Here is a 20,340-nt window from a genome sequence, read left to right as displayed (position 1 = left end):
GTTTCGGGAAAGTGCTAAGCCAAACGAGCCGGTTGTCGTGGAGGACGCGCCGGTTTCGCCGCCATTCGTCCGAAGGAAGCGCGCCATGTCTGACGCCATCTCTTTTCTCGCTCCGCGCGCCGATGTGCTGGCCCGCCGCCGCCAGATCGTCGGCGATCTCGTCGACTTGCTGCCGCCCGAATGTCTCATTCACGAGGCGCGAGAGCTCGTACCCTTCGAAACAGATGCCTTCGTTGCCTATCGCCGGGTGCCGCTTGCCGTCGCATTGCCAAGCACCACCGTCGAAGTCGCAGCCGTGATGAAATATTGCCATCGCTACGGCATTCCGATCGTGCCTCGCGGGGCGGGCACGTCGCTCTCAGGCGGCGCCATCCCGCAGGAGGATGCGGTCGTGATCGGCCTTTCGAAGATGAACCGCATTCTGGAAATCGATTATCAAAACCGGGCAGCCGTCGTCCAGGCGGGCGTCACGAACCTCACTATTTCCGAATCGGTCTCGGCGGATGGTTTCTTCTACGCGCCCGATCCCAGCTCGCAGCTGGCCTGCACCATCGGCGGCAATATCGGCATGAATTCCGGCGGTGCGCACTGCCTGAAATACGGCGTCACGACCAACAACCTGCTCGGCGTGAAGATGGTGCTGACGGATGGAACGGTGATCGAGCTCGGTGGCAAGGCGCTGGATGCGGGAGGCTACGACTTGCTGGGTCTGGTCTGCGGCCACGAGGGACAGCTCGGCATCGTCACCGAAGCGACGGTCCGCCTGATCGCGAAGCCCGAGGGTGCGCGGCCCGTGCTCTTCGGCTTCGACAGTTCCGAGGAAGCCGGCTCCTGCGTCGCCGATATCATCGCGGCGGGCATCATTCCCGTGGCGATCGAGTTCATGGATAAGCCGGCGATCGAGATATGCGAGGCCTTTGCCCATGCGGGATACCCGCTCGATGCCGGTGCGCTGCTGATCGTCGAGGTCGAAGGCTCCGAGACGGAGATGGACGGCATTTTGAAAAACATCGTCGAGATCGCCCGCCGTCATGGCGTAAGATCCATTCGCGAGAGCCAGTCGGCGACGGAGGCGGCCCAGATATGGAAAGGTCGCAAATCCGCATTCGGGGCCACGGGGCGGATTGCGGACTATATCTGCATGGACGGCACGGTGCCGCTCAGCCAACTTTCCTATGTGTTGAAAAAGACGTCGGAGATCGTCGATCGCTACGGTCTGCGCGTCGCGAACGTCTTTCACGCCGGCGACGGCAACATGCACCCGTTGATCCTTTTCAATGCCAACGATCCGCAGGACGCAGCGCGAGCCGAGGCCGCCGGCAACGACATCCTGAAGCTCTGCGTCGATGCCGGCGGCTGTCTCACCGGCGAACATGGCGTCGGCATCGAGAAGCGTGACCTGATGCGGCATCAATTTTCCGACGTGGATCTCGCTCAGCAGATGGCGGTGCGCTCCGCCTTCGATCCGGGCTGGCTACTCAATCCGTCCAAGGTCTTCCCGCTTGATGGGCGCGCCGCCATATGACCGATTTTCTGCCGGAGACGGAAGAGGCCGCAGCCTCGATCATTCGTGAACACGCGGCCGCGGGTAAGCCGCTTGCCATATGTGGCGGCAACACCCGCTCGGGCTTCGGCAATGCTGTGGCGAAGGACCGGTTGCGTTCGACCGGACTGACCGGCATCGTCTCGTACAATCCCGGCGAGATGGTCCTGACCGCGCGCGCCGGAACACCGCTTGCAGAGGTCGAGGTGGCGCTTGCGGAAAACGGGCAGATGCTGGCTTTCGAGCCGATGGACCACCGCCCGGTCATGGGCACGTCCGGCGAGCCGACCATCGGCGGTGTCTTTGCCGCCAACGTCTCCGGTCCTCGCCGCTTCGTAGCAGGCGCGGCGCGCGACAGCCTGCTCGGCATCCGCTTCGTCAACGGCAGGGGCGAGATCGTCAAGGCGGGCGGGCGGGTGATGAAGAATGTCACCGGCCTCGATCTCGTCAAGCTTCTCGCCGGTTCGCACGGCACGCTTGGCTTGCTGACGGAAGTCACCTTCCGCGTCCCGCCACGCCCGAAAACGGAAGAGACAATCGTCGTCTCCGGCCTCAATGATGCCGAAGCAGCCGCTGCGATGGCCGCGGCGATGGCACAGCCGGTCGAGGTCTCAGGTGCGGCCCACCTTCCCTTGACCGTCACCTGGAAATTCCTCGGCGGCAAGCTGCCGGAGGGCGAGACGACCGTTCTCAGGATCGAAGGTCTGCCGGGCTCCGTCGAAGCGCGTGCTGAAAAGCTGGCGTCGGCGACGTCGGCCTTCGGCACGGTCGCGAGATTGGACGAGCCCGCCAGCCGCCAGCTCTGGCGCGAAATACGCGATGTGCTTCCTTATGTCGATGAAACGATGCGCCCGGTCTGGCGCATCTCCGTCGCTCCGACCATCGGCCACCAGCTCGTCGCCGCCCTCCGCCTCGAAGCTGGCGTCGATGCGTTCTATGATTGGCAAGGCGGCCTGATCTGGATGCGGATGGAGGCCGATCCGGAGTCGCAGCTCATCCGACGTTTCATCAAGGTGCTGGGCGGCGGCCACGCTACGCTGATCCGGGCAACTGACGCGGCGCGCGCTGCCGTATCGGCGTTCCAGCCGCAGCCCGAAGCCGTCGCGCAGCTGTCGGCGCGGGTGAAGGAGAAGTTCGATCCGGCGGGAATACTCAATCAGGGAAAGATGGGGTGATATGATGGCCGTTATCCGCTTGTGGCAGCACCCCCCTGTGTCCCTACGGGACATCTCCCCCAGAAGGTGGGAGATTGGCAATACATGTCGTGCGCTCTTTCCACTCTGGTCCAACTTCGACGGCAAGGCCGTCGCATCCGATCTTCCCCCTTGTGGGGGAGATGTCTGGAAGGACAGAGGGGGGCATGCCTCCTCACGGCCGGGAGTTGCCTGATGCAAACCAACTTCACCGCCGAGCAGCTAACCGATCCGCACGTCGCCGAATCCGAGAAGATTCTGCGCAAATGCGTGCATTGTGGTTTCTGTACCGCGACCTGTCCCACCTATGTGACGCTCGGCAACGAGCTCGACAGCCCGCGCGGCCGCATTTATCTCATCAAGGATATGCTGGAAAACGGCCGGGCCGCGGATGCCAAAGTGGTTACACATATCGACCGCTGTCTCTCCTGCCTGGCCTGCGTGACGACGTGTCCCTCCGGCGTCGACTACATGCATTTGGTCGATCATGCCCGGGCCCATATCGAAAAGACCTATAAACGTCCTTTCATGAACCGGTTGACGCGCGCCATCCTCGCGGCGGTGCTGCCCTATCCGGGCCGCTTCCGCCTGGCGTTGAAGCTTGCGAAGATCGGTAGGCCGCTCCAGGGCCTGATGCGTGCGCCGGCCTTGAAGCCGTTTGCCGCGATGCTGGCACTTGCGCCGAAACATATTCCGGCGCCGTCGCCCTTCTCTCTGCCGGCGGTCCATGCTGCGAAGGCGGAAAGGCGCGGCCGGGTCGCGATTCTGACAGGTTGCGCTCAGCCGGTGCTCGATCCCGCGATCAACGAGGCGGCGATCAGGCTTTTGACCCGCCTTGGCATCGAGGTGGTAGCGCCCGCCGGCGAGGTCTGCTGCGGTTCGCTGGTGCATCACATGGGCCGCGAGGAGCAGGCGCTTGCAAGCGCACGGGCAAACGTCGATGTCTGGACGCGCGAGATCGAGAAGGGTGGTCTGGACGCGATCATCATCACCGCCTCCGGCTGCGGCACCACGATCAAGGATTACGGCCACATGCTCCGTCTTGATCCCGCCTATTCACAAAAGGCGACAGGCGTGGCGGCATTGGCGAAGGACATAACGGAATTCCTGGCCTCGCTCGACCTGCCGGCCAATGTGCCGAAGGGCCTGACGGTAACCTATCATTCTGCCTGCTCCATGCAGCACGGCCAAAAGATCACCATGGCGCCGAAACAACTTCTGAAGGCGGCCGGCTTCACGGTGCGCGATCCGGCAGAAGGCCATCTGTGTTGCGGTTCGGCTGGTACCTACAACATCATGCAGCCGGATATCTCCGCGGGCCTGAAGGTGCGCAAGGTGAAGAATATTGAGGCGACGAAGCCGGATGTGATTGCAACCGGAAATATCGGCTGCATCACGCAGATCGCGACCGGCACAGCGATCCCAATTCTGCATACGATTGAACTGCTTGATTGGGCCTATGGCGGCGATATACCGCAAAAATTAAGAGGTTTTCCGTTAGCGTGAGTCGGGCCGGTTTTTGGCCGGTCACGGAGTTCAGCGCTATGCGGCGTACAATCATATTGCTTGCAGGTCTGCTTGGCGCGGCAGGGGCCGCTCACGCCGACAGCCGCTTCTTTTGCTCAACGGACGATAATAGCGCGCGGTTCACGATCGAAAGCGGCTTTCAGGACGAGGCCGGCCACAGGCTCAATCATTTCCGCGGCGCGCTGATCGTCAAGAACAACTCGGTTCCCGAGGCCTTCAGGAAACGCGTGTTCGATTCCAGCAAACTCACGAACCGCTGGTCGCATGACGGTGAACTCCGCCTCGAGATTTTCGATGATGGCAGCGAAGACGCCAAAGACCAGTCACTGAGCCTCGTCATTCTTGCCGAGGGCCGGGGGAAGAGTTTTTCGGGCACCTACGGACTGATGGTCAGCGGCGACGGAAAGCCGTTCACCGCCAGCGGCAAGGTCAGCTGCGGCTCCAAGTGAGCCGTAACAGCTTGAACAGCCGCAACAATCTTACCTCACGTCAATATGAAAAGGGCGGCACAAGGCCGCCCGTCGTTATCAAGTAATCAGCGACGTCAGCCGCCGCCGAAGATGGTGCGCAGCACGTCGATGCCCCTGTCCTGGTAGGCGACGTTGCCTTGCTTGTTGCCGGGGCCGATGACGATCACCTTCGTGCCGACCGGCGCGCGCGAATAGAGATGGATGACGTCATTATTCATCATTCGGATGCAGCCGGAAGACATGTTGAGGCCGATCGTCCAGGGTTGATTGGTGCCGTGGATGCGGAAAATGGTGTCGCGTCCGCCCTTGTAGAGATACATGGCGCGTGCGCCGAGCGGATTGTCCTCGCCGCCCTCCTGAAAGGCGGGAATGATATGGCCCTTGCGGGCTTCGCGGATGCGCATCTCGGCCGCGGTGGCGTCCAGCTCGGCCATTCTGCCTTGCGGCCGACCTTGACGACGCCCGACCATCCGAAGCCATCACGGCCGACACCGATGCCGTAGCGCGTGGCGCGGTTCTTCGACTCGACGAAGTAGAGATACTTGTTGTTGGTATCGACGATGATCGTCCCCGGTGCTTCGTCGGTCACGAGCCGCACGAGTTTGCGCTTATACTGCGGCTTGACGAACTTCGACTGCGCGACGCGGACGACCGGCGCAGCATCGTGCGCTGGTTGGGCAACGGCGGGCATTATTGCGACGGAAAACGCAATGCCGGCGGCCACAAGGCCGGAGGCGACTTTCAGCATGATTGATTCCCCTCAAAAGCAAGATCGGGCTGAAGCTACCTGAACTTCAGCCTGATTCAAGATCAGTTGCCGCCGCCATTGCACTTTTCGAGTATGCCGGCCCGGATGTTCTTGCAGAGCGGAACTAAATCCGGGCGTTACATGACGATAACCCGCGTGCCCACGTTGACGCGTTCGTAAAGGTCGACAACGTCTTCGTTGCGCAGGCGGATGCAGCCGGATGAGACGGCGCTGCCGATCGTCCAGGGTGCGTTGGTGCCGTGGATGCGGTAGAGCGTCGAGCCGAGATACATGGCGCGCGCGCCGAGCGGGTTCTCCGGGCCGCCATCCATGCGCGCAGGCAGATAATGGCCCTTGGCGGCTTCGCGGCTGATCATGTCGGAAGGCGGCGTCCAAGCCGGCCATTCCGACTTACGGGTGATCTTGTGCGCGCCGGCCCACTCGAAGCCCGGCTTGCCGACGCCGACGCCATATCGCCGGGCCTTGCCGTTTGCCATCACGAGATAGAGAAAGCGGTTGTTGGTGTCGATGACGATCGTGCCCGGCTTTTCCTTGGTTTCGTAATCGACCATCTGCGGCAGATATTGCGGCTCGATCTGATGGCGGATCACCGGTACTCCGGGACGAACGGCCGCAACCTGCTGCACGGCCGGTGCCCGGCGGAAGAACCGGCGCTGGAAGAAGCCGCGCGGCTGCACGGCCGGGCGCTGATAGACGACGGGACGAACGCCGCCACCGAGCTGGTTGAGCCACGGCGCGGTGAGATCGGGGCTGAGAACGACCGGCGGGCGGCTCGCATAGCGATCGTCGCCTAGCGCCGGCGAGACAAGAAGGCCGATCAGGCCGGCGGCAATCAAGATGGATTTCGATTTCATCATCGGACGGACTCTCTACAAATGACCGAGAATGCATGAGGGCGGCATTTCTGCCTGAAAGAATGCTGCCATCATCCCGCCAGCGAATGGTAAAGATCGATTCATTAAGAGCCGGCCTCCGCAATAAACTTTTCGTCAGGGTTACTCTTCGGTTTGGAAACAAGGTTTCTAAATGGTAAAGCCGGATTCTGAGCGCAGGAGCTGCGGAGAAGAATGAGCGAATCGGGTATCATCACCGGCGACGACGGCAAGAGCCGCTGCCATTGGCACGCGAATCTCCCCGACTACATGCGCTATCACGACGAGGAATGGGGCCGGCCGGTCACCGACGATATCCGCCTCTTCGAGAAAATCTGCCTCGAGGGTTTTCAGTCCGGCCTCTCCTGGCTGACGATCCTGCGCAAGCGCGAGAATTTCCGCGCCGCCTTTGCGGGCTTCGATTTCGAAAAGATTGCGCTCTTCGACGAGCGGGATATCGAGCGCTGCCTTGCCGATCCTGGCATCGTCCGCCATCGTGGCAAGGTCGCCTCGACAATCAACAATGCACGGCACGCGATCGCTTTGAGGGCCGAATTCGGCTCGCTCGCGCATTATTTCTGGAGCTATGAGCCGCAACTCCACGAACGTCCGGCCCTCGTTGACCGCCAGCATGTTGCCGCCAATCCGACGACGCCGGTTTCGGTAAGGATATCGAAGGATTTGAAGAAGCGCGGCTGGACCTTTGTCGGTCCGACCACAGTTTATGCCTTCATGCAGGCAATGGGTCTCGTCAACGATCATATCGAAGGCTGCTTCTGCCGTGCCGAAGTGGAGGCGATGCGCGCGGCATTGGTACGCCCGTGAAAGTGTGGGTCGGAACCGCTGCGGCAGTCCTGTTGTCCACCACGGCGGCATTTGCTCAGGCGCCGCAACTCGACCCTGGCGAAAAGCTCGAGAAGTTGCAGTTTCCGGCCGTTACCATGCAGATCAAAGGCTGGACCAAGTTCGGCAACAGCGATGTCTATACTCTGCCGGTGCGCGCCGGTCAGCGCGTGAAGATCAGCTTCACGACCAAGAGCCAATTCGCCTTCCTTGCGATCTTCGACCTTTCGAAGACGGATGACGAAGCTTTCTTTGGTACGGACGAGGATGGCACGACGCTAGATGTGACCGTAAAGGAAAACACCACGTGGTTTCTGCGACCCTATTATTCGAAGGTCTCGCCTCGCCGTGGCCTCGGGGCGCCTTATACGCTACTGGTCGAGCCGCAGCCAGTCGGCGAGCCGCAGCCCGCCACACCGCAAGAGCCGGAGCGCCCTTCACTCTTTCCGCCGGCACCCTCGAAATCCGGCACCGGCGAATAGATCAAGATAGTGCGCCGAGCAAGCTGCCAAGCTCGCCAAGGTGGGCGATCTTGCGAAAGCGTGGCGCATCCTTCGGTTCGTCGACGTGCTCCAGAACCCAAGTCATTTCATGCGGCACGAAGACGCCGTAGCTTCCGGCGGCAATCGCCGGCACGATGTCGGATTTCAGTGAGTTGCCGACCATCATCGCCCGCTCCGGACCATCGCCGACCTTCGAGAAAATCCGGCGATAGGTGACTGCGGTCTTCTCCGAGACGATCTCGACGGCATCGAAGAAATCGCCGAGACCGGATTGTGCGAGCTTGCGTTCCTGGTCGAACAGGTCGCCTTTGGTGATCAGCACGAGCAGGTAATTTCCCGACAGCGCTTCAAGCGTCTCGCGCACATGCGGCATGGTCTCGACCGGATGGGACAGAAGATCGCGGCCCGTATCGAGAATTTGGGCAATCACGCTCGTTGGTACCTTGCCTTCGGTGATTTCGATCGCCGTCTCGATCATCGACAGCGTGAAGCCCTTTATGCCGAAGCCATAGTGGCTGAGATTGCGCTTCTCGGCCTCCAGCAGGCGCTCCGAAATCTTCGGACCCTCGGCGAAATCGGCGAGCAATTCCCTGAAGTGCTCTTCGGTCAGCCGGTAATATTGTTCGTTCTGCCAGAGCGTATCATCGGCATCGAAGCCGATTGTCGTCAGCGCATGTGTGCTCATCTCAAGCTCCTGCAATCCATGAAGCAATCTATTGATGGGCCGCGTCGAGACAAGGGCTTTTGCTTTTTCGTCGCAGCACGTTGCAGCGGCGTTGAAAAGCAGAGGATCGGCATTAGGTAAATATTGCCTACCTGCAGCCAGCCCCGGCTGTGCCTGATACGTGCAGGCCAATAATCAAAAAATAGCGTTCAGCAGTCCGCAGGCGGCCGCTTGCGGCCGACACAAGGAAATTTCTCCATGCGATACAATCAACTCGGAAATACGGGACTTTTCGTCTCGGAAATCTGCCTCGGCACCATGACTTTCGGCGAGGCGGTCAGCGGCACCATGTGGGGTTCCATTGCCGATGTGGACCAGAAGGCGGCAGATCAGATCGTCGAGCGCTCGCTCGCTGCCGGCGTCAATTTCATCGACACCGCCGATGTATATTCCTCCGGTGAGTCCGAAAGGCTGCTCGGCCAGGCGCTGAAGAACCTCGATGTCCCGCGCAAGGACGTCGTCATCGCCACCAAGGTTTACGGCGTGATGGGTGACAAGCCGAACGATCGCGGCGCATCGCGCGGTCACATCATGGATTCCGTCGAGGCCAGTCTGAAGCGGCTGCAGACGGACCATATCGATCTCTACCAGATCCACGCAACCGATCCCGTCACCCCGATCGACGAGACGCTGCGCGCTTTCGACGATCTCATCTCGCGTGGTCTCGTGCGCTATATCGGCGTTTCCAACTGGCAGGCGTGGCGGATCGCCAAGGCGCTCGGCATTTCCGAGCGCCGCGGCTTCGCCCGCTTCGAAACCGTCCAGGCCTACTACTCGATCGCCGGTCGCGATCTCGAACGGGAAATCGTGCCGCTGATGAATGAGGAGAAGATCGGCCTGATGGTCTGGTCACCGCTCGCCGGCGGTCTGCTCTCCGGCAAGTTTGGCCCCGGTGCGCCTGGCAACGGCGAAGGCCGCCGCGCCAATTTCGACTTTCCGCCAGTGGACAAGGACAAGGCCTGGGCCTGCGTGGCCGTCATGCGCGAAATTGCCGAGAAGCATGGCAGCAACGTCGCAGCCGTTGCGCTCGCTTATGTCCTCGCAAAGCCGTTCGTAACCAGCGTCATCATCGGCGCGAAGCGCATCGATCAGCTCGACCAGAACCTTGCCGCCGTCAAGCTGAAGCTCGATGCCGGCGACATGCAGAAGCTCGACGAGGTCAGTGCGCTGGCGCCGGAATATCCAGGCTGGATGTTGGCCCGCCAGGGTGCCGCCCGCCGCCCGGAATCCTTCGAGCCGAACGCCTGAGAACGGCGAACTGAAAACGCCGGTGCGGGAAGCACCGGCGTTTTTTGCTGATGGCCTTACTTGCCGTGGGCTTTCAGCCAGGCGTTCATGTCCGCAATCTCCGCCTCCTGGGCCTTGATGACGGCTTCGGCGAGTTTGCGGATGTCCGGGTCCTTGCCGTATTGCAGCTCGATCTTTGCCATCTCGATCGCACCCTGATGGTGCGGGATCATGCTGCGGACGAAATCGGCATCGGTATTGCCGGTCATTTCGATCGCCATATCCTTGTGCATCTTGGCGTTCGCCTCGGCAAAGGCCTGGCTTGAAGGGCCCTGGTCGCCCATCGGCTTGCTCATGTCCATCTGCATATTCATATGCATCGGCATATCTTGATTCATGTGCATCGGCTTATCCTGGGCAAGCGCTGCGGCGGCGAAGGCGAAGGCTGCGGTAAGGGCGAGAATTTTCAGAGACATGGGATTTCCTTCCTCTGTCTAACAATAGGTGCTTATGCGCGGCAGATTCCGCGCGGTCGGTACACTGAAAGTATTGTCAGACAAGGCGGGGAGGTGGCGCCTGCGGTGCAGGACGAAGATCGGCGAGTGCATGCGCGATGGCCGGTGAAGGATAGGCGAAGATAGGATTCGCGCTGGTATTGATCATGAGCGGTGGAGGCACGATAAGACATACCGCGCAGAAGGCCATATGCGCCGTGTCGCCCGTTGTGCAGGGATCCTTGGCGGCACCAGTCTTTTCATGCGCGGACATATCCATGCCGGCCATATCGTGATGCGCCTCGGCCACGACAGGCTGCTGCATCGACGCGCACATGGGACAGCCCGCCAGCGCGGACATCGCGCTGTAGAACAGCCAGCCGAAAAGCATCGTCGTGATGGCGAAGACACGCATGCCATCAAGATAAGCACGCCCGGCGAGGAAGCCAAGCGGCCCATGTGTGAATTTCAAAGCTTTGCCGCCTTGCGCAGCGCCTCGTTGATGCGCCCCTGCCAGCCCCTGCCGGTCGCCTTGAAGGCATCGATCACATCCGGATCGAGGCGCAGCGAGATCTGCCGCTTCGGCTTTTCGACCGCGGGCCGTCCGCGCGGGCGGCGGATGCTCTCGGCAAGCTCGGGAAAGACCTCGGCAAAGGGGCGGGCGTTTCTGAAATCCTCTTCAGTCCATTCGGGATTGTCCGGGTCCTCGGCAATCCCTTTTTGGATCCTCGCTTCTTCCTCGTCAGTGAGAGGTCGTATCTTTCGCTTGGAATTGTTCATAAAGCCTCCTTTCCTGGCGGCTGGCCGGACGCATGGAGATGACGGAGATTCCTTCGGCACCGAGGACTGCAAAGACGACCGCAATAATGTCTTCCGCGAAGAAACCGACGGCTTTCAAACGCCGGTCCTTTGCCTGGACGATCAAAGCGTCCACGAAAAAATCCGGATCGAGATCACTGAAATCGAGTCCATGCTTGTCGATGTTTTGGATACGTTTCGGTTCATCCCAGACAATTCTCATCCGCAGAATACCACAATTTAAAAGTGATACAATAAATCATTGATTGTATCGACGATATCCTGCAATTCAGTAGGCAGCAATGACCTTGTGGACGATCTGGTAGTCGGCGCTTTCCTCGCCGAGCGGCGCGACGGTCCATGTCCAGTTGGCCCTGGCCGCAGGTGGCGGGACGCCATGCAACAGGTCGGCTCCCTCGTGGGTTTTGCCGTTGCGGTCGATGACGGTGTAGGAGATGTCGGTCAGAAGGCAGGTCCGGCAGGGTAAGGCAGCCAGGCCGGAAAGATGAGCGTCGATCAGCCGAGCCACGCTGTCATCCGGCATCCTGCCCGGCTCTTCCGCCTCATAGCGCCGCTTCACGCCACGGCCGATTTGCGACAGCAGATTCGCCGAAACCGCGAAATCGAGATAGGGCACCGACCGCAGGAAGCCGAGCGGCTCCACCTCTTTCCCTGCCGCGAGATCGTCATATCCGGAGAGATCGCGCTCGATGAGCCGGACATTGCGGTAGCCCTTCGTCTTCAGCCAAAGGCGCACCGACGCGACGTGCACGAGATCGACAAGAACGACCGTATCGAAGCTCTTCGAAAGTTCCTTGATCGGCACGTCGCAAAGCAGGCCTGAGCCGAGCACGACGACCGTGCGTGTCTCGCGAAGACCGTCCATCGCGCAGAGGATGGCTGTGCGGCTGTTCTCCTCATGCTCCGCCCATGCCCGGCTACAGCGCCTGGCGCGGGACCAGAGGTTGATGGAATAGCGGATGAACCTGCGGTTCGCCTTGCCCGTGACAGGCAACGTCGCGAGATAGTGAAGTGCCTCGATAATCATGGTCGTTCCCGCAATTCGGTGGGCTGCCCTTCGATCTTCGATTCTGGCTTGCGCTTCAAGTCCCTTCGCCCTTGCCGCTATCCTCCCAATCCGCTAGGAAACCGCCACTGTCACGATTGAGCGGAATGCGTTGGAAATGAACGAGAAGCAGAAGAAACCACAAAAGCTCAGGGCTCGCTTGCCGCGCGGCTTCGTCGACCGTTCGGCCGCCGATATCCGCGCCGTCAACGAGATGACCGCGAAGATCCGCGAAGTCTACGAGCATTATGGTTTCGATCCGGTCGAAACGCCGCTCTTGGAATATACCGATGCGCTCGGCAAGTTCCTGCCGGACAGCGACCGTCCGAACGAGGGTGTTTTCTCGCTGCAGGACGACGACGACCAGTGGATGAGCCTGCGCTACGACCTGACGGCGCCGCTCGCCCGCCATGTCGCGGAGAATTTCAACGAGATCCAGCTACCCTACCGCACCTATCGCGCCGGCTACGTGTTCCGCAATGAAAAGCCGGGCCCCGGCCGCTTCCGCCAGTTCATGCAATTCGACGCCGACACCGTCGGCGCGCCAGGTGTTCAGGCCGATGCCGAAATGTGCATGATGATGGCCGATACGCTGGAAGCCCTCGGCATCAAGCGCGGGGATTATGTTATCCGGGTGAACAACCGCAAGGTTCTGGATGGCGTGCTGGAGGCGATCGGCCTCGGCGACGAGGACAAGGCAGGCCAGCGCCTCAACGTGCTGCGCGCCATCGATAAGCTCGACAAGTTCGGCCCTGAGGGCGTGCGGCTTTTGCTCGGCGAAGGCCGCAAGGATGAATCCGGTGACTTCACCAAGGGCGCGGGGCTGACTTCGCAGCAGATTGATCGATTACTTGATTTCATCAATATCTTGCAGACGGCAGAAACGGCACTCGGTTCACATCCGATGGTGCAAAACCCGGTGGCCAGTGCCGAGATTGATGGAGGGGCTATTTTTGACACGCTTCACAACAACTTCAAAGATTCTCCTAAAGGCATTGAAGGGGTTCTTGAGCTAAAGCAGATTTGGCAATTGGTTGAAGCAGCGGACTACGGTCCAGATCGCATCAAGATCGACCCCTCTGTCGTCCGCGGCCTCGAATACTACACCGGCCCTGTCTACGAAGCCGAACTGCTCTTCGACGTGACCAACGAAAAGGGCGAAAAGGTTGTCTTTGGCTCCGTTGGTGGCGGTGGCCGTTATGACGGCCTCGTCTCCCGCTTCATGGGCCAGCCGGTTCCGGCAACCGGCTTCTCGATCGGCGTTTCGCGCCTGATGACGGCGCTGAAGAACCTCGGCAAGCTTGGCCAGAGCGAGGTCATCGAGCCAGTGCTCGTCACAGTCATGGATGGCCAGGACATGGATGCTTTGGGCCGCTACCAGCGCATGACGCAAGCGCTGCGCGCCGCCGGCATCCGCGCCGAAATGTTCCAGGGCAACTGGAAGAAGTTCGGCAACCAGCTGAAATATGCCGACCGCCGCGGCTGCCCAATCGCCATCATCCAGGGCGGCGATGAGCGTGCCCAAGGCGTCGCGCAGATCAAGGACCTGATCGAAGGCAAGCGCTTGTCCAGTGAGATCGAGGACAATGCCAGCTGGCGCGAGGCGCGCGTGGCGCAGGAGACCGTCGCCGAGGCCGATCTGGTGGCCAAGGTGAAGGAAATCCTGGCGGCTCAGGCGGAGGATCGCGCGAGGGCGGGCGGCAATGGGTGATTTTCCACTCCCCAACCCCTCCCCACAAAGGGGAGGGCCCCTGAGCGCCGCCGTCCTGCCCAACGCAGCATTCGCTTGGTCGACCGCGCTGCTTATCTCTTTCGGCGATCGCCGCGGGTTAGTCCTTCTCCCTTGTGGGGAGGGGTTGGGGAGGGGACTTTATTCGGGAGCCACGCCATGGCCCTGATCAACCTCCCCGATTTCGCCAACGACCTCCTGGACGAATTTACCGCCCGCAAGACGGAGCGGATCGACACGCCGGTCATCCAGCCGGCCGAGCCCTTCCTCGACATTGCCGGCGAAGACCTCCGCCGCCGCATCTTCATGACGGAAAGCGAAACCGGCGCCAGCCTCTGCCTGCGGCCGGAATTCACCATTCCCGTCTGCACCCGCCACATCGAGACGGCAACCGGCACGCCGAAACGCTATTCCTATCTCGGCGAAGTCTTTCGCCAGCGCCGCGAGGGTGGAAACGAATTCTATCAGGCAGGCATCGAAGACCTTGGCGACATCAATATCGCCAGCGCCGACGCCCGCGCGATCGGCGATGCGACCGGCATCCTGGCGCGGCTTCTTCCTGGCAAACGCCTCACGGTCACGCTGGGCGATCAGGCCGTCTTCGAAGCCGTGGTCCAGGCGCTCGGCCTACCGCTCGGATGGCAGAAGCGGCTGATCCATGCCTTCGGCAATATGGGCCAGCTTGAAGCGCTGCTCGCGAGCCTCGTCAGCCCGCAATTCGTGACCGATCTGGATGACGATGTCGCACGGCTGATCGCCGCCGGCGACGAGGCAGCACTCATTGCCCATATCGACGCGACGATGCACAGAACGGGCTATTCCTCGAACGCCAGCCGCTCGCCGGCTGAAATCGCTCGCCGGCTGAAGGAGAAGTTGGTCCTTTCGCAAACGCGCCTCGATGATGCGGCCTTCCGCGTGCTCGAAGAGTTCCTGTCGCTGAGGGTGCCGCTCATCAATGCCTCGGCCGCTCTGGCCGGTTTTGCCGATGCCGCCGGGCTGAAGCTCGGCAATGCGCTCTCTCGCTTCGATGGCCGGGTGGCCGCCCTCGGCAATGCCGGGATCGACCTCGCCTCCATCGATTATCGCGCCGCCTTCGGCCGCCCGCTCGATTATTACACCGGCCTTGTCTTCGAGGTGGGCATCCAGGGTTCGTCCGCCGTGCTCGCAGGCGGCGGACGCTTCGACAGGCTGTTGACGCTGCTGGGCGCCAAGGACCGCATTCCAGCCGTTGGCTTCTCGCTCTGGCTCGACCGCATCGAAACGGAAAGGGCGGCCCCATGACCATCACCATCGCGCTGCCCTCCAAGGGCCGGATGAAGGACGATGCCTCGACACTCTTCGAGCGCGCCGGCATGAGGATCATCGCCGTCGGCAATGACCGCTCCTATCGCGGCCGTGTCGAGGGTTGGGACGACGTCGAGATCGCCTTCCTGTCGGCCTCGGAAATATCGCGCGAACTCGGCAACGGCACCATCGATTTCGGCGTGACCGGGGAAGACCTGGTGCGCGAAGGGCTGGCGGAAGCCGACAGGCGCGTCGAATTCTGCGCCCGCCTCGGTTTCGGCCGCGCCGACGTGGTGGTTGCCGTTCCTGAGATCTGGCTCGATGTCGACACCATGGCCGATCTCGGCGATGTCGCGGCCGACTTCCGCGCCCGCCATGGCCGCCGTTTGACCATCGCAACCAAGTATTGGCGGCTGACGCAGCAGTTCTTCTCCAGCCAGCATGGCATCCAGCTCTACCGCATCGTCGAAAGCCTTGGTGCGACGGAAGGGGCCCCGGCCTCCGGCTCCGCTGATATCATCGTCGACATCACCTCGACGGGCTCCACCTTGAGGGCGAACCATCTGCGGGTGCTGAACGACGGTGTGATCTTGCGCTCGGAAGCCTGCCTCGTCCGCGCCCGCAAGGAGAGCCACGCCGGCGAGCCGTCGGTGGCGAGGATCATAGAGGCGGTGCGCAGCGCCCTTTGATTTCTGCAAAGAACCAAACGAACAACCCGCCGTCTTTCCGACGGCGGGTTTCTTCTGCTTGGGAGGATGTTGCGCGCTTAGGCGGCAACGGCATATGCGCCACGGCGTGCATCCAGCGAATAGGCGCCCGGGCCGAAGGTGGCGAGGAGGATATAGGCGCCGGCAAGCGTCAGGTTCTTCATCAGCATGATCTGGTTGAGCACGTTGATCCAGCCATTGGCCGCAGCCGGAAAATCCGGAACGTTGATCGTGCCGCTGTGGAAGACGAGGCCGGTGAAGGCGCAGAAGAGGGCGAGTGCCCAGCCGACGATACGGGTCTGGAAACCAACGAGGACGGCAAGCCCGGCAACAAGCTCAAAGAGGCCAGCGGCATAGGCGAGAAGTGTTGCGGCAGGAAGGCCGGCACCGCTGATCATCCCGGCCGTACCGGCCGGATCGGTGAGCTTGCCGAAGCCGGACATGATGAACATAAACGAAAGCAGGATGCGGGCGACAAGAAGGACGATGTTGGTGGTATTCGACATGGACGCGATCTCCGTTTGAATTGCTCTGGAGGTCCCCGTCCCCCGGCACCGTTTGAACCCCGATTGGACGGCGTTGTCGCCTTTTTTGGGCACGATGAAAAGATAAACAAATGAGGATGGTTTGTTCACTAATCTGAAACGATCACTCCGTTGAGCGGCTTGTCTTTTGCGTCGCCGGTCTTCTATGTTCGCCACCAACCCCCAGGAGAAAATGGCATGGCAGACCTTTCCGCATTTCCGATCACCAAGCGCTGGCCGGCGCAGAACAAAATGTTATTCAGCTTTATTCGCTGCAAACGCCGAACGGCGTGAAGATAGCGATCGCGCTGGAAGAGCTCGGTCTGCCTTACGAGCCGCATTACACTGGCACGGCTTTGAAACCGTGTTGGCCTACAAGCTCGAAGAACGGGGCGGATACCTGTGCAAGGTCGATCCCCGCCACACCTCGCAGACCTGTTCGGCCTGCGCAGCCGTGGACAGGGAAAGCCGCGAAAGCCAAGCGTCTTTCCGCTGTTGCCAATGCGGCTTGCGCGCCCATGCCGACCACAATGCTGCAATCAACATCCTGCGTCGGAACACGGCGTCTATGATCGTCGAGGAAGGGCAGCGGCTCTCCGTTGAAGCGATAACCATCGGCGGAGCTTCGCGCCCCCTCGGAAATCCCCCGCTTGCAAACGGGGGAAGATGTTAATGTCGCCGAAAAGCCCCAGCATTCTCGGCATGCCGGTCGCAGGATCGGCCTTTCTCTTACGATGCTTGCGCCTGTTGCCGGCTTGCCGTCTGGTTTGCCCCATCCAGCTTGAAGCGCGGAAAGATGAAGACCCCTGCCATACCGCCACTGAATTTTTCCTCCACTCCGCTCGATTCACCCATGCAGAAAACCGGCTGACGCAGGCTGTTCGGCATCATGATCGTCGTGGAAAAGCAGAAGGACGACGAAAGTGTTGTGGCTTGTTCGAAAAGCGCGAGGATATGCCCCCGATCTTTCGGATCATAGCAGCGCAGCAGGCTCAGAAGGCCGCATTCCTGTGCCGAAAGGCCATGCAGCAGGCTGCTCCAGTCGCCGAGGCGGATGATTCCGCTTGAAAAGTCGCCGGCCCAGGCCTCGGAGACCGAAAATTGTGCAATCATATCCTGATTACGATGGGTCAGATCCAGCGAGCCAGGCATCAGGGGGGCGGCAACAGTTGCTTTGGCGATTTTAAACAAGGGGTTCCCCGGTTCGGGCGCAGTCTCCGCTGCGCTGCGGTCAGAGCGAAACAGGGTCATACGGCGCCAGGCATCATGCCTGCGGTCTGGAACCTCGATCGCCGGCGGGGCAGTGAGGCTTGCTCTTGCTTGTCGCGCAAACGTTCGTCGCCGAATGTTCGCGCAGGTTGAGACGGCGTTCCGGCCTCGCTGGCGGGTGAAAACGATCCTCGAACACACATCAATTGCAGCGCGGATTTATAGGAGCTTTTCGCCAAACGGCAACGGCTTTTTCGGGGCGGAACCCTCGTCCGGCCAAGACGGTTCAACCGGCTATTTTGCTGGAAAACGTCGCATGAGAAGTACAAAGAATCAATTTGTGATGGATTGTGCGTGGTTTCGCTTCGCAAAGAAGTGGTTTTTGCCCGGCAAATGCCTCTTTAAGCGAAATTCGAATATTTGTTGAAAAATCTGGCGGCGCAAGCTTCGCGAAAGCTCCGGGCTGGTGGCGGCAAGAGAACGGGCCAAGTTAAACGCTTTGGAAAGTCGACGGCTTGCCCTGCGCGTGCGCAGCTGCGAATCGGGCTCAAAAGAAAAGGGCGGCCCGAAGACCGCCCTTCCTGAACTGAACCGGATGGCTCAGATGCGAGACCTCAGTCTCACATCATGTCCATGCCGCCCATTCCGCCCATGCCGCCCGGCATCGCCGGAGCGTCCTTCTTCGGCAGCTCGGCGATCATCGCTTCCGTGGTGATCAGCAGCGAAGCAACCGAGGCTGCATTCTGCAGAGCCGTACGGACGACCTTGACCGGGTCGACGATACCCATGGCGATCATATCGCCATATTCGCTCGTCTGGGCGTTGTAGCCGTAGTTGTCGTCATTCTTGTCGAGGATCTTGCCGACGACGATCGAAGCTTCGTCACCAGCGTTGTCAGCGATCTGGCGAACCAGCGACTGCAGCGCCTTGCGAACGATGTTGATGCCGGCTTCCTGATCGTCGTTCACGCCCTTGGACGTGATCTTGACGGAGGAACGGAGCAGGGCAACGCCGCCGCCCGGGACGATACCTTCCTGAACAGCAGCGCGCGTCGCATTGAGGGCGTCGTCGATGCGGTCCTTCTTTTCCTTCACTTCGACTTCCGTCGAGCCGCCGACGCGGATGACGGCAACGCCGCCTGCGAGCTTGGCAAGGCGTTCCTGCAGCTTCTCGCGGTCGTAGTCGGAGGTGGTTTCTTCGATCTGCGCCTTGATCTGCGCAACGCGGCCTTCGATGTCGGACTTGGCGCCGGCGCCGTCGACGATCGTGGTGTTTTCCTTGGAGATCGAAACCTTCTTGGTGCGGCCGAGCATGTCGAGGGTGACGGACTCGAGCTTGATGCCGAGATCTTCGGAGATGACCGTACCACCGGTCAGGATCGCGATGTCCTCGAGCATGGCCTTGCGGCGGTCGCCGAAGCCCGGAGCCTTGACGGCAGCAATCTTCAGCCCGCCGCGCAGCTTGTTGACGACGAGCGTTGCAAGCGCTTCGCCTTCGACGTCTTCAGCGATGATCAGCAGCGGCTTGCCGGTCTGAACGACGGCTTCGAGAACCGGAAGCATCGACTGCAGGTTGGAGAGCTTCTTCTCGTGCAGAAGGATATAGGCGTCGTCGAGGTCAGCAACCATCTTTTCCGGGTTGGTCACGAAGTACGGGCTGAGATAGCCGCGGTCGAACTGCATGCCTTCGACGACTTCGAGTTCGGTTTCGGCGGTCTTGGCTTCTTCGACAGTGATGACGCCTTCGTTGCCGACCTTCTGCATGGCTTCAGCAATGTCGCGACCGACCTGGCTGTCGCCGTTTGCGGAGATCGTGCCGACCTGTGCAACTTCTTCCGAAGTGGAGATCTTCTTGGCCTTGGCCTGGAGATCCTTGACGACTTCAGTAACGGCAAGATCGATACCGCGCTTCAGATCCATCGGGTTCATGCCGGCTGCAACGGCCTTGTTGCCTTCGCGAACGATGGCCTGAGCAAGAACGGTTGCGGTCGTGGTGCCGTCACCGGCGATGTCGTTGGTCTTCGAAGCGACTTCGCGGACCATCTGGGCGCCCATGTTTTCGAACTTGTCGTCCAGTTCGATTTCCTTGGCGACCGAAACACCGTCCTTGGTGATGCGCGGCGCGCCGAAGGACTTGTCGATGATGACGTTGCGACCCTTCGGGCCGAGCGTTACCTTGACTGCGTCAGCGAGGATATCGACGCCGCGCAGCATCTTTTCGCGCGCGGTGCGGCCGAACTTAATTTCTTTAGCTGCCATTTTGAAAACTCCTGAGAAGGGTTGTCAGCGATTTCGGTAAAAAGCGACCGGCTGGATCAGCCGATGATGCCCATGATGTCGGCTTCCTTCATGATCAGAAGGTCTTCGCCGTTGATCTTGACTTCTGTGCCGGACCACTTGCCGAACAGAACGCGGTCGCCAGCCTTGACGTCGAGAGCGACGACCTTGCCGGACTCGTCACGAGCGCCGGAGCCGACGGCGACGATTTCGCCTTCCTGCGGCTTTTCCTTAGCGGTATCGGGAATGATGATGCCGCCTTTGGTCTTTTCTTCGGATTCAACGCGGCGAACGACGACGCGGTCGTGAAGGGGGCGGAAATTGGTGCTTGCCATTGTCTAATCCCTCGATCAAATGACATTCGCAGGCCGGGCGGCCCACATGGATAAGTGTTAGCACTCTCCGTTGAGGAGTGCTAGCGCCGAGCATTTAGGGATGGCTCCAGAAGGAGTCAAGAAGCCCCATCACGGAATTTTGCGCCGGAATTGTGAAGAGGGCGGGAATTGTTTGAAGCATCGCCCGATTCGACGCGCGTCGGTTGCCTGAGCTTCGGAGTGCCCGCGCAGGCTGTCAACGGCGTGG

General features: G+C 60.8%; 22 protein-coding genes and 2 pseudogenes. 12 read left to right on the top strand and 12 right to left on the bottom strand.

Annotation, left to right across the window (positions count from 1 at the left end):
* Nucleotides 1–85: 85 nt before the first annotated feature.
* From ACZ9DP_RS31210 to ACZ9DP_RS31195, 4 genes are all read left to right on the top strand, one after another.
* A complete protein-coding gene (locus ACZ9DP_RS31210; protein WP_074070174.1) occupies nucleotides 86–1,525 on the top strand; it encodes an FAD-linked oxidase C-terminal domain-containing protein in 1,440 nt (479 codons plus the stop codon).
* Nucleotides 1,522–2,718: a glycolate oxidase subunit GlcE gene (gene glcE / locus ACZ9DP_RS31205; RefSeq protein WP_476204586.1), complete on the top strand. Its 1,197-nt coding sequence runs from the start codon at nucleotides 1,522–1,524 to the stop codon at nucleotides 2,716–2,718. Before ACZ9DP_RS31210 ends, glcE begins: the two co-directional genes overlap by 4 nt.
* Nucleotides 2,719–2,931: 213 nt before the next feature.
* A complete protein-coding gene (gene glcF / locus ACZ9DP_RS31200) occupies nucleotides 2,932–4,242 on the top strand; it encodes a glycolate oxidase subunit GlcF (RefSeq protein WP_476204585.1) in 1,311 nt (436 codons plus the stop codon).
* A gap of 38 nt (nucleotides 4,243–4,280) precedes the next feature.
* Nucleotides 4,281–4,712: a hypothetical protein gene (locus ACZ9DP_RS31195; RefSeq protein WP_476204584.1), complete on the top strand. Its 432-nt coding sequence runs from the start codon at nucleotides 4,281–4,283 to the stop codon at nucleotides 4,710–4,712.
* 95 nt (nucleotides 4,713–4,807) lie between these two features.
* Here the strand turns inward: ACZ9DP_RS31195 and ACZ9DP_RS31190 are convergent.
* Both ACZ9DP_RS31190 and ACZ9DP_RS31185 read right to left on the bottom strand, forming a co-directional pair.
* A pseudogene (locus ACZ9DP_RS31190) lies at nucleotides 4,808–5,481 on the bottom strand (L,D-transpeptidase).
* 137 nt (nucleotides 5,482–5,618) lie between these two features.
* The gene (locus tag ACZ9DP_RS31185; protein WP_476205508.1) at nucleotides 5,619–6,356 is read right to left on the bottom strand and encodes a L,D-transpeptidase; all 738 of its coding nucleotides are present in this window, start codon (nucleotides 6,354–6,356) and stop codon (nucleotides 5,619–5,621) included.
* A 213-nt stretch (nucleotides 6,357–6,569) separates the two neighbouring features.
* Here ACZ9DP_RS31185 and ACZ9DP_RS31180 point away from each other — a divergent pair, with 213 nt between their 5' ends.
* Together ACZ9DP_RS31180 and ACZ9DP_RS31175 are read left to right on the top strand one after the other, a co-directional pair.
* On the top strand, nucleotides 6,570–7,199 hold the full coding sequence (locus ACZ9DP_RS31180) for a DNA-3-methyladenine glycosylase I (protein ID WP_455874783.1): 630 nt from the start codon (nucleotides 6,570–6,572) through the stop codon (nucleotides 7,197–7,199).
* Complete coding sequence (locus ACZ9DP_RS31175; protein ID WP_239595355.1) at nucleotides 7,196–7,699, top strand: PPC domain-containing protein; 504 nt, start codon at nucleotides 7,196–7,198, stop codon at nucleotides 7,697–7,699. The genes ACZ9DP_RS31180 and ACZ9DP_RS31175 overlap by 4 nt, the downstream gene beginning before the upstream one ends.
* A gap of 1 nt (nucleotide 7,700) precedes the next feature.
* On the opposite strand, the gene ACZ9DP_RS31170 is transcribed toward ACZ9DP_RS31175, so the two are convergent.
* The gene (locus tag ACZ9DP_RS31170; protein WP_074066801.1) at nucleotides 7,701–8,405 is read right to left on the bottom strand and encodes an HAD family hydrolase; all 705 of its coding nucleotides are present in this window, start codon (nucleotides 8,403–8,405) and stop codon (nucleotides 7,701–7,703) included.
* Between the two features lie 237 nt (nucleotides 8,406–8,642).
* Between ACZ9DP_RS31170 and ACZ9DP_RS31165 the strand changes: the two genes are divergently transcribed.
* Nucleotides 8,643–9,692 carry an aldo/keto reductase gene (locus tag ACZ9DP_RS31165; RefSeq protein ID WP_476204583.1) on the top strand — a complete coding sequence of 350 codons (1,050 nt, stop codon included), beginning with the start codon at nucleotides 8,643–8,645 and terminating at the stop codon, nucleotides 9,690–9,692.
* Between the two features lie 56 nt (nucleotides 9,693–9,748).
* Here ACZ9DP_RS31165 and copM read toward each other — a convergent pair whose 3' ends face one another.
* The 5 genes from copM to ACZ9DP_RS31140 form a co-directional block, all read right to left on the bottom strand.
* Nucleotides 9,749–10,147 (bottom strand): CopM family metallochaperone, encoded by a 399-nt coding sequence (copM, locus tag ACZ9DP_RS31160; RefSeq protein ID WP_074066803.1) that lies wholly within the window; start codon nucleotides 10,145–10,147, stop codon nucleotides 9,749–9,751.
* A gap of 76 nt (nucleotides 10,148–10,223) precedes the next feature.
* The gene (locus ACZ9DP_RS31155; protein WP_074070175.1) at nucleotides 10,224–10,580 is read right to left on the bottom strand and encodes a hypothetical protein; all 357 of its coding nucleotides are present in this window, start codon (nucleotides 10,578–10,580) and stop codon (nucleotides 10,224–10,226) included.
* A 53-nt stretch (nucleotides 10,581–10,633) separates the two neighbouring features.
* Nucleotides 10,634–10,945 (bottom strand): BrnA antitoxin family protein, encoded by a 312-nt coding sequence (locus tag ACZ9DP_RS31150; RefSeq protein ID WP_476204582.1) that lies wholly within the window; start codon nucleotides 10,943–10,945, stop codon nucleotides 10,634–10,636.
* Nucleotides 10,908–11,186, bottom strand: coding sequence for a BrnT family toxin (locus ACZ9DP_RS31145; RefSeq protein ID WP_476204581.1), 279 nt, complete (start codon nucleotides 11,184–11,186; stop codon nucleotides 10,908–10,910). The genes ACZ9DP_RS31150 and ACZ9DP_RS31145 overlap by 38 nt, the downstream gene beginning before the upstream one ends.
* Nucleotides 11,187–11,252: 66 nt before the next feature.
* On the bottom strand, nucleotides 11,253–12,011 hold the full coding sequence (locus ACZ9DP_RS31140; RefSeq protein WP_476204580.1) for a hypothetical protein: 759 nt from the start codon (nucleotides 12,009–12,011) through the stop codon (nucleotides 11,253–11,255).
* A gap of 136 nt (nucleotides 12,012–12,147) precedes the next feature.
* Between ACZ9DP_RS31140 and hisS the strand changes: the two genes are divergently transcribed.
* The 3 genes from hisS (at nucleotide 12,148) to hisG (ending at nucleotide 15,731) form a co-directional block, all read left to right on the top strand.
* Nucleotides 12,148–13,740, top strand: coding sequence for a histidine--tRNA ligase (gene hisS, locus ACZ9DP_RS31135; RefSeq protein ID WP_476204579.1), 1,593 nt, complete (start codon nucleotides 12,148–12,150; stop codon nucleotides 13,738–13,740).
* Between the two features lie 177 nt (nucleotides 13,741–13,917).
* Entirely contained in the window at nucleotides 13,918–15,039 is a 1,122-nt protein-coding gene (locus tag ACZ9DP_RS31130) for an ATP phosphoribosyltransferase regulatory subunit (protein ID WP_476204578.1), read from the top strand.
* Nucleotides 15,036–15,731: an ATP phosphoribosyltransferase gene (gene hisG / locus ACZ9DP_RS31125; protein ID WP_194729076.1), complete on the top strand. Its 696-nt coding sequence runs from the start codon at nucleotides 15,036–15,038 to the stop codon at nucleotides 15,729–15,731. Before ACZ9DP_RS31130 ends, hisG begins: the two co-directional genes overlap by 4 nt.
* A gap of 77 nt (nucleotides 15,732–15,808) precedes the next feature.
* Here hisG and ACZ9DP_RS31120 read toward each other — a convergent pair whose 3' ends face one another.
* Nucleotides 15,809–16,255, bottom strand: a complete 447-nt coding sequence (locus tag ACZ9DP_RS31120) for a DoxX family protein (protein ID WP_194729077.1) — start codon at nucleotides 16,253–16,255, stop codon at nucleotides 15,809–15,811.
* 216 nt (nucleotides 16,256–16,471) lie between these two features.
* Between ACZ9DP_RS31120 and ACZ9DP_RS31115 the strand changes: the two are divergent.
* Nucleotides 16,472–16,629 (top strand): annotated as a pseudogene (locus ACZ9DP_RS31115) (thioredoxin domain-containing protein); the annotation flags it as partial.
* A gap of 8 nt (nucleotides 16,630–16,637) precedes the next feature.
* The gene (locus tag ACZ9DP_RS31110; RefSeq protein WP_476204577.1) at nucleotides 16,638–16,946 is read left to right on the top strand and encodes a zinc ribbon domain-containing protein; all 309 of its coding nucleotides are present in this window, start codon (nucleotides 16,638–16,640) and stop codon (nucleotides 16,944–16,946) included.
* A gap of 56 nt (nucleotides 16,947–17,002) precedes the next feature.
* On the opposite strand, the gene ACZ9DP_RS31105 is transcribed toward ACZ9DP_RS31110, so the two are convergent.
* The 3 genes from ACZ9DP_RS31105 to groES all read right to left on the bottom strand — a co-directional run bounded on the left by ACZ9DP_RS31105 (nucleotide 17,003) and on the right by groES (nucleotide 20,093).
* A complete protein-coding gene (locus ACZ9DP_RS31105) occupies nucleotides 17,003–17,464 on the bottom strand; it encodes a hypothetical protein (RefSeq protein ID WP_476204576.1) in 462 nt (153 codons plus the stop codon).
* A 638-nt stretch (nucleotides 17,465–18,102) separates the two neighbouring features.
* A complete protein-coding gene (gene groL / locus ACZ9DP_RS31100) occupies nucleotides 18,103–19,740 on the bottom strand; it encodes a chaperonin GroEL (protein ID WP_074066815.1) in 1,638 nt (545 codons plus the stop codon).
* Between the two features lie 56 nt (nucleotides 19,741–19,796).
* A complete protein-coding gene (gene groES / locus ACZ9DP_RS31095) occupies nucleotides 19,797–20,093 on the bottom strand; it encodes a co-chaperone GroES (RefSeq protein WP_004675403.1) in 297 nt (98 codons plus the stop codon).
* Between the last annotated feature and the right edge of the window lie 247 nt (nucleotides 20,094–20,340).

The organism is Rhizobium sp. USDA 4016 (genome assembly GCF_056279705.1).
Note: the sequence above shows the minus strand (reverse complement) of the source record. Positions and strands in the feature narration are given on the sequence as shown.

Bases quoted from the DNA above. Each gene is read 5' to 3' on its own strand.
- glcF (WP_476204585.1), top strand. From the start codon at position 2,932: ATGCAAACCAACTTCACCGCCGAGCAGCTAACCGATCCGCACGTCGCC.
- ACZ9DP_RS31130 (WP_476204578.1), top strand. From the start codon at position 13,918: ATGGCCCTGATCAACCTCCCCGATTTCGCCAACGACCTCCTGGACGAA.
- ACZ9DP_RS31185 (WP_476205508.1), bottom strand. From the start codon at position 6,356: ATGAAATCGAAATCCATCTTGATTGCCGCCGGCCTGATCGGCCTTCTT.
- ACZ9DP_RS31155 (WP_074070175.1), bottom strand. From the start codon at position 10,580: ATGCGTGTCTTCGCCATCACGACGATGCTTTTCGGCTGGCTGTTCTAC.
- ACZ9DP_RS31120 (WP_194729077.1), bottom strand. From the start codon at position 16,255: ATGTCGAATACCACCAACATCGTCCTTCTTGTCGCCCGCATCCTGCTT.
- ACZ9DP_RS31150 (WP_476204582.1), bottom strand. From the start codon at position 10,945: ATGAACAATTCCAAGCGAAAGATACGACCTCTCACTGACGAGGAAGAA.
- ACZ9DP_RS31165 (WP_476204583.1), top strand. From the start codon at position 8,643: ATGCGATACAATCAACTCGGAAATACGGGACTTTTCGTCTCGGAAATC.
- ACZ9DP_RS31140 (WP_476204580.1), bottom strand. From the start codon at position 12,011: ATGATTATCGAGGCACTTCACTATCTCGCGACGTTGCCTGTCACGGGC.
- groL (WP_074066815.1), bottom strand. From the start codon at position 19,740: ATGGCAGCTAAAGAAATTAAGTTCGGCCGCACCGCGCGCGAAAAGATG.
- hisS (WP_476204579.1), top strand. From the start codon at position 12,148: ATGAACGAGAAGCAGAAGAAACCACAAAAGCTCAGGGCTCGCTTGCCG.
- glcE (WP_476204586.1), top strand. From the start codon at position 1,522: ATGACCGATTTTCTGCCGGAGACGGAAGAGGCCGCAGCCTCGATCATT.
- ACZ9DP_RS31195 (WP_476204584.1), top strand. From the start codon at position 4,281: ATGCGGCGTACAATCATATTGCTTGCAGGTCTGCTTGGCGCGGCAGGG.
- ACZ9DP_RS31210 (WP_074070174.1), top strand. From the start codon at position 86: ATGTCTGACGCCATCTCTTTTCTCGCTCCGCGCGCCGATGTGCTGGCC.
- hisG (WP_194729076.1), top strand. From the start codon at position 15,036: ATGACCATCACCATCGCGCTGCCCTCCAAGGGCCGGATGAAGGACGAT.
- copM (WP_074066803.1), bottom strand. From the start codon at position 10,147: ATGTCTCTGAAAATTCTCGCCCTTACCGCAGCCTTCGCCTTCGCCGCC.
- ACZ9DP_RS31180 (WP_455874783.1), top strand. From the start codon at position 6,570: ATGAGCGAATCGGGTATCATCACCGGCGACGACGGCAAGAGCCGCTGC.
- groES (WP_004675403.1), bottom strand. From the start codon at position 20,093: ATGGCAAGCACCAATTTCCGCCCCCTTCACGACCGCGTCGTCGTTCGC.
- ACZ9DP_RS31145 (WP_476204581.1), bottom strand. From the start codon at position 11,186: ATGAGAATTGTCTGGGATGAACCGAAACGTATCCAAAACATCGACAAG.
- ACZ9DP_RS31170 (WP_074066801.1), bottom strand. From the start codon at position 8,405: ATGAGCACACATGCGCTGACGACAATCGGCTTCGATGCCGATGATACG.